Origin of the sequence: Vulcanibacillus modesticaldus, assembly GCF_001730235.1 — a bacterium.
Taxonomy (GTDB): Bacteria; Bacillota; Bacilli; order Tepidibacillales; family Tepidibacillaceae; genus Vulcanibacillus; species Vulcanibacillus modesticaldus.
The window spans coordinates 24250-30574 of record NZ_MIJF01000021.1; the positions used below are offsets into that span (position 1 = coordinate 24250).

Genomic DNA, 6325 nt, shown 5'->3' on the forward strand with positions numbered 1-6325 from the left:
CATTACACCTCGATATCTATAATCCTTCTTATCATCACTGCTCCAAGTATTTGTCCAAGTATTGCTATAACGACCATTCCAATACCTAAGGGATTAGTGAATAAGGTCATCATATAATCCGGATTAGACACCATGAGAAACGCCCCCAAACCAAAGGGCAAAATCATAAAAATCAACATCGACATCCTTCCTTGAGCTGTTAAGGACTTGATTTCTCCTTGGATCCTAATTCGTTCTCGGATTGTATTTCCAATGGTATCTAACACTTCTGCCAAATTACCCCCTACTTGCCTTTGAATCAGTATTGCAGTAATTATTAAATCTAAATCTTTACTATCAATCCGTTGATTAAAGTTTTTTAAGGCTAATTCAGTTGTTACCCCTAAACGCATTTCCTGTAACATCCGCTGTATTTCTTCAGACAGGGGTTTAGCCATTTCTCGCGATAGTAATTCGAATGATTGTAGTAAAGAATAACCTGCTTTTAAGGAGTTAGCAGTCATAGTTATCATTTCTGGCAATTGTGCTTCTAACATGACTTTACGCTTTTTTTTCTTCGAGTTTAACCAAATCAACGGAAGCATCCACGTAAAAAGACTGAGCCAAACGCCTCTCCTAATGCTCCCATCAGCAATAATGATTCCAAGAACCCCCCCAATTATTGCAAAGAAAAAAATCACCAGTACCAATTCATTTGATTTCATTAAGACATTAGCTTTCTTTAACTCATTTTGTAAACTTTCATCCAAATATTTCACCAATTTAAAGCGGCTAACTATTTTCCATAAAAAAGACGATAATTTGGATTTGGGACCTTCTTTATCCACTTTATTATCAAATTCAGCAGTTTCATGCCATTCCTTCTTTTCAATTGCAACAACTCTCTTTTTTATTCGAGAACGCCTCAAATCTAGATATCTAATAAACCAAAACATTATGGTGAAGTTAAATAGAAAGAGAGAGAGAATAATTAACCAGTCCATTTTTTACCACCTATAATTTAATTAATAGTGAGATTGAAATAGTTCTGTTGTAATCGCAATACCAGCTGACATTATTTTTTCTATACTCTTGGGTACAATACCAGTTGGTTTGAAGGAACCATCTTTATATAAAAAGATATCTTGCATCGTAATTACATCGCCTTCCATCCCTAAAACCTCAGTAATGTGTGTTATTTTTCTGGAACCATCCTTCAAACGGTTCTGCTGAACGATTATATCAATTGCTGAAGCAATTTGTTCTCGTATAGCTCGAACCGGTAGATCCATCCCTGCCATCAAAACCATCGTTTCTAAGCGAGATAACATATCACGGGGAGTATTGGCGTGTCCCGTCGTTAAAGAGCCATCATGTCCAGTATTCATTGCCTGTAACATATCCAAGGCTTCTCCACTACGCACCTCACCCACAACAATGCGGTCTGGTCGCATCCGCAAACTATTCTTCACTAAATCACGCATCGTTATAGCACCTTTCCCCTCAATATTTGCAGGACGTGTTTCTAATGTAATCACGTGTTCTTGTCTTAATTGCAACTCGGCAGCATCTTCAATAGTAATGATTCGCTCATCCTCAGGTATGAACGAAGATAATACATTTAATGTTGTTGTCTTACCACTCCCTGTCCCTCCTGATACGACGATATTTAACCTGGCTTTAACGCAAGCTTCAAGAAATCTTGCCATGGGTTCCGTTAGTGTTCCAAACTTTATTAGGTCATTAATATCAAATGGATCTTTGGCAAATTTACGAATTGTAATACTAGGGCCTTTTATTGCTAGGGGGGGGATTATGGCATTTACCCTTGAACCATCAGGTAACCTTGCATCCACCATCGGAGAACTTTCATCTATCCTCCTACCCAGAGGAGCAACAATTTTTTCGATAATTCTCATCACATGAGCATCATCCCTAAAATAAACAGGGGCTTTTTCCAACTTACCATTACGTTCTACAAAAACTTGTTTTGCATGATTTACCATAACCTCAGATACCGTGTCATCATTTAGTAGGGCATCAATTGGTCCAAACCCCTTCATTTCCGCAATCATCTCATTGATGATTCTTTCCCGTTCTTGCCTCGGAATCGGCTCCTCTTCTTCTAAAAGCAAAGAGTCGATCATTTGTTTAACCTCATCCCAATCCTCATTGGAATCGTCCAAAAAATCACTGCCTAATTCTTCTAAAATCTTGTGATGAATCTCCATCTTCAGTTCACTATATGGATCGTCTTTAACTAATTCATCAATAGGCAAACTTACCTTATCAATATTTTCTTCCCTACTTTGCTTATTTTGCAGACGTTGCAGCAAAGACACTTTTCTCTCACCTCCCTATGCTCTTTTTCTACCTAGGCGAAATCTTTTTATCCATGATTCTGATTTGGCACGTTCATCTTCAGCTATTATTTGCTGGACCAACTTGTTCATTTCCTTTGACCATCTACTACTTGCTTTCATTTCTAATAATGGTTCGCCAGTGTTTATTGATAAATCGACAAATCTTTCTTCTGGTAATAAACAATACAGTTCCATGCCTAATGCTGTCTTAACATCTTTAATCTTTACACCAGTATCCAAAGTGGCTCGATTGATAATTATGCGAACCCGTTCAGTAGGAACACTTAACGATTTCAATATTTCTAGAAAGTTTTTATTATGTCTTAACACTGGTACACTTAAGGTATTAACCAACAAGATGAAATCAGATTGCTCCAGTGTTAATACCGGGTCAGTTAATTGTGATGGGGTATCTACTATAACGTAATCATGGGTTTCTTTTAAAAGTCTGATGATTTTTTCCACGTGTACCCCTGTTATCATTTCACTCTGTTCAGGCCGTATCGGTGCTGCTAGCACCCTAACCTTCGAGCTTGTTTCTACCAAATACGAAAGAATAGATTCAGAGTCCAATCGCTCTATCTCTTGAACAAGATGATAGATCGTTTCCTTGATTTTTAAGTTAAATAATGAAGCTACATCACCAAACATCAAGTCCAAATCAACAATTACCACCTTTTTATGAAGTTTGGCTAAACCTACTGCTAAATTAGTAGCTATTAAGCTTTTACCAACTCCACCTTTACCACTAAAAACGGTTATGACCTTTGGAGCTTGTACATAACCTTGTTCCAATACTTTATGGGCATAAACTTCGGTGGTTCTTTCTTTATTCCGTTCGTAAACATTTAAAATCGTTTGGTTAATATCCTCTGGTGAAAAGGGCTTAATTAAGTATTCTTTTGCTCCTGCTAACATAGCCCTTTTTAGATATTCATTTTCTCCTTGGACAGAAATGACAATTACCGAGGTATAGGGACATTTTAAACTAATTCGCTCAGTCGCTGAGATTCCATCTAACCCTGGCATATTGATGTCCATCAAGACAATATCTGGTTTATATTTAGCTGCCATATCTATTGCCTGATATCCGTCAGCAGCTTCACCAACAACATCTATTCTACTTTCAAAGGATAATATTTTACGAATATTACCCCTCATATCTTCGTTATCATCCACGATCAACACTCGAATCAAATCACTCATTCTGATTTCCTCCTATGGTGCAAAAATATTATCTTTGGTTGAACCTGTGGTAGATAGTTTGGTATTTTCATTGATCGGACGCAAGACAAGCCTCAAACTTGACATTTCTTCGGTGTAAATTATCTTTTCAGCTTGACTTGCAGTAACAGCTAAAGTAATAGTATTGATCGTATTAATGTCTTGCCCTTTCAAGTCAGGTCTGGTATTCGTACCTACAGCCAATACAAGAATATCTTGTAATAACAATTTTGACATATCCTGATTTAGGGGACTGTGTTCTTGGTCATAGGTACCGATCACATCCACAAAATCTCCCGGTTTAATAAAGCCGCCAACTCCCAGAACGGGATTGAATTGAATGGTTAATGCTCGATAACCTTTGGGTATAGAATATGCCAAATGGGCCTTGCGATAGTTTTCATCCGCTAGTCGCTTAGGATTGATCGGTTCACCTTTATAAATCGTTTCTTTGGCTATTTGTCCGATTACTTCATCTTGTTCTGTATAGATTGAAGGAGGAAGCGAGTTAATCTTGTATTCTTTCACTTCTAACATTTCCTCAGTTATCACTGTACGGGGAGTTATTGTAACCTTTGCAACAACAACTTTTTCTGTTGGCTCTATTTCCTTAGTTTTAGCTTCAAGTTCTGCTAAATAGATATAAATAAAGCTAGTAGCAACAATTCCAAAAAACAAAGCTATTATAAATAGTTTTCTATTTGTTAGTTTCATTCTCTACTTAATCCCCCTAACTAATGAACTAATTTTACTGCATATAAGCCAAAATCACCTTGTCCCGAATTATCCCATTCGCCGGAAAAAATCATTTTTAAAAACCGACCTTCAATCACTGAATCACGCCCACTCCTAGTCACATCTTCTAAATAAAAGGCAGCAAATCCAACGATGGTTACTTCAGCCCTACCATTAACATCTAAACTATCTACTATTGGAACGATAACAACACGATTACCCGAATCAATTCGGTATCTCATTCCACTTTCAGTAGGCCCCGACATATTACCTGGCTCCGTGGAAACTTTCATTCCAATCGATAACTTTCCTTGATAACCATACTTTAAATTATCACGATAGTTAGACGCCCCATTTCCACCCAAAGCTAACGCTCCAAAGTTTCCATTACTACTACCCTGGGCACCATATTTTAATGTATACAGTGCTCCATATTCAAAAGATTGTTGTTCGATTGCTAGTGGCACAATACCACTTGCACTTGATAAGGGCTTAACCCCTGCCACCGAACTACCCTGAATTGTCGTTTGATCAAAACCGATCGCTTTAGCGAAGAAAAAGGGGATATCCTTTGTTCCATTAACTGTGATCGTATTACTCACTGGATCGATAATTATCTGTGGATCACTTACTCCATTTTCAATAGCATATTGTCTAGCAATCATTTCAGCTTGTAGTTGATCATTGATTAATTCCTGCGCTCCCGCTAGGGCTGCTGCATCTAAAGCATCACCCAATCTTTGTTGTTCTAACATTAAATACCCTACATCTACCACCATTGCTGCCAAGCTTATGATTAATGTCATTGAAATTAGCAGTAAAAGCGTGATATTACCCCTTTCATTATTCAAGTCGCATCACCGTCTCAGCTGATATAGGAAAAGGATTAGGCAAAATATCTCTCCAAATAGGAGCAATAATAGTTAGACTGTAGTCGATTGTTACTTTAATTTGCCCACCACTTGTCCTTAGATTTGGAGCAGGGGATATGGTTACTGTTAGACTCGTTTGATCTAAAGATTTCGTTTTTTGGAGAACTATTGTCTCTATCTCCGTATCCGTAACCCAAACTGATCCGTATCTCGCTCCATCTCTTGAAGCGTTTTGAATCGTTAAATATGAATAAAAAATTTGTCCAAATTCAATAATTCCTAACAACAAAATTAATAGAATCGGAAATACCAACGAAAACTCTACTAACGATTGTCCTTCTTCCTTCCCTCTTAGCCATTTCATCCCATCTTGCTCCTTTGTAATTCATAGTGAAAAATAAGGTCCTACTGATGAGTAGGACCTTCTACGAGGCTAATGTTGATTTTTATTCGATAAATTATGCTATATCATGATCCTGGAGTAGAACTAGTATTTGGTGTTAAGTTATTATTAACGTCAGTAAATCTATTTAGTAAGTTTTGGCCTATTCCGGTTAGCATTACGATCACTACCACAGATATTAATGCCAATATTAGACCGTATTCAACCATACCTTGTCCTTTTTCATTGGTTAACACATTTCTTACGCGATCCTTTATACGTTGCTTCATGGTGTATTGTTTTACCCATAGATTTGTTAAAGCTTTCATCATAATTCCTCCTTAATTTTAATTTTTTTTACTTACTTCTCTTCGTTCCTTACCATGAGTATACTTTTTCGGAGGAATTTTTTTATCCACCTTATTCCCTGTTTTTAGATAGTAAAAAACTCATTTTATCGCTTCTTGGCAATGTCATAACTAGTTTTTAACTACTTATTTACTAGGAATAAGTACCTTAAGAAATTTTTGGCTCTTCGCCATCTAGTATTGGTATTAGAAAATACGAATAGGTTAATAGATGTTTTTACCTTACAGCCTTTTCATAGTTTCTCTATCAAGACTCAACCCGTCAAGGAGAGCGCTTGACTGCCTGAGCCTTGATAGAGGATGTTCAATTAGGCTGTAAAGGAAATAAAATAACCTAATGAGGTTTAACATTAATATCTAACTTATTAGCAGTAGCATAAATCATGTAAATAAGATTGTTAA

The 6325-nt window shown here is 36.9% G+C and carries 7 protein-coding genes; all 7 read right to left on the reverse strand.

The genetic code is table 11. The features are described from left to right. Positions 1-2 precede the first annotated feature (2 nt). The 7 genes from BHF71_RS05330 to BHF71_RS05360 all read right to left on the reverse strand — a co-directional run bounded on the left by BHF71_RS05330 (position 3) and on the right by BHF71_RS05360 (position 5884). Entirely contained in the window at positions 3-983 is a 981-nt protein-coding gene (locus tag BHF71_RS05330) for a type II secretion system F family protein (RefSeq protein ID WP_069656635.1), read from the reverse strand. Between the two features lie 21 nt (positions 984-1004). Continuing rightward, positions 1005-2321 (reverse strand): TadA family conjugal transfer-associated ATPase, encoded by a 1317-nt coding sequence (locus BHF71_RS05335; protein WP_069656636.1) that lies wholly within the window; start codon positions 2319-2321, stop codon positions 1005-1007. Between the two features lie 15 nt (positions 2322-2336). Next, positions 2337-3548, reverse strand: coding sequence for a CpaE/TadZ family protein (locus tag BHF71_RS05340; RefSeq protein WP_069656637.1), 1212 nt, complete (start codon positions 3546-3548; stop codon positions 2337-2339). A 12-nt stretch (positions 3549-3560) separates the two neighbouring features. After that, the gene (cpaB, locus tag BHF71_RS05345) at positions 3561-4280 is read right to left on the reverse strand and encodes a Flp pilus assembly protein CpaB (protein WP_069656638.1); all 720 of its coding nucleotides are present in this window, start codon (positions 4278-4280) and stop codon (positions 3561-3563) included. A gap of 20 nt (positions 4281-4300) precedes the next feature. Then, on the reverse strand, positions 4301-5152 hold the full coding sequence (locus BHF71_RS05350) for a pilus assembly protein TadG-related protein (RefSeq protein ID WP_069656639.1): 852 nt from the start codon (positions 5150-5152) through the stop codon (positions 4301-4303). Beyond that, a complete protein-coding gene (locus BHF71_RS05355; RefSeq protein WP_069656640.1) occupies positions 5145-5537 on the reverse strand; it encodes a TadE/TadG family type IV pilus assembly protein in 393 nt (130 codons plus the stop codon). Before BHF71_RS05355 ends, BHF71_RS05350 begins: the two co-directional genes overlap by 8 nt. 104 nt (positions 5538-5641) lie before the next feature. Beyond that, on the reverse strand, positions 5642-5884 hold the full coding sequence (locus BHF71_RS05360) for a Flp family type IVb pilin (RefSeq protein ID WP_218064926.1): 243 nt from the start codon (positions 5882-5884) through the stop codon (positions 5642-5644). Between the last annotated feature and the right edge of the window lie 441 nt (positions 5885-6325).

Coding starts and splice junctions, on each gene's coding strand:
- BHF71_RS05330 (WP_069656635.1), bottom strand. CDS start 983: ATGGACTGGTTAATTATTCTCTCTCTCTTTCTATTTAACTTCACCATA.
- BHF71_RS05360 (WP_218064926.1), bottom strand. CDS start 5,884: ATGAAAGCTTTAACAAATCTATGGGTAAAACAATACACCATGAAGCAA.
- BHF71_RS05355 (WP_069656640.1), bottom strand. CDS start 5,537: ATGAAATGGCTAAGAGGGAAGGAAGAAGGACAATCGTTAGTAGAGTTT.
- BHF71_RS05340 (WP_069656637.1), bottom strand. CDS start 3,548: ATGAGTGATTTGATTCGAGTGTTGATCGTGGATGATAACGAAGATATG.
- cpaB (WP_069656638.1), bottom strand. CDS start 4,280: ATGAAACTAACAAATAGAAAACTATTTATAATAGCTTTGTTTTTTGGA.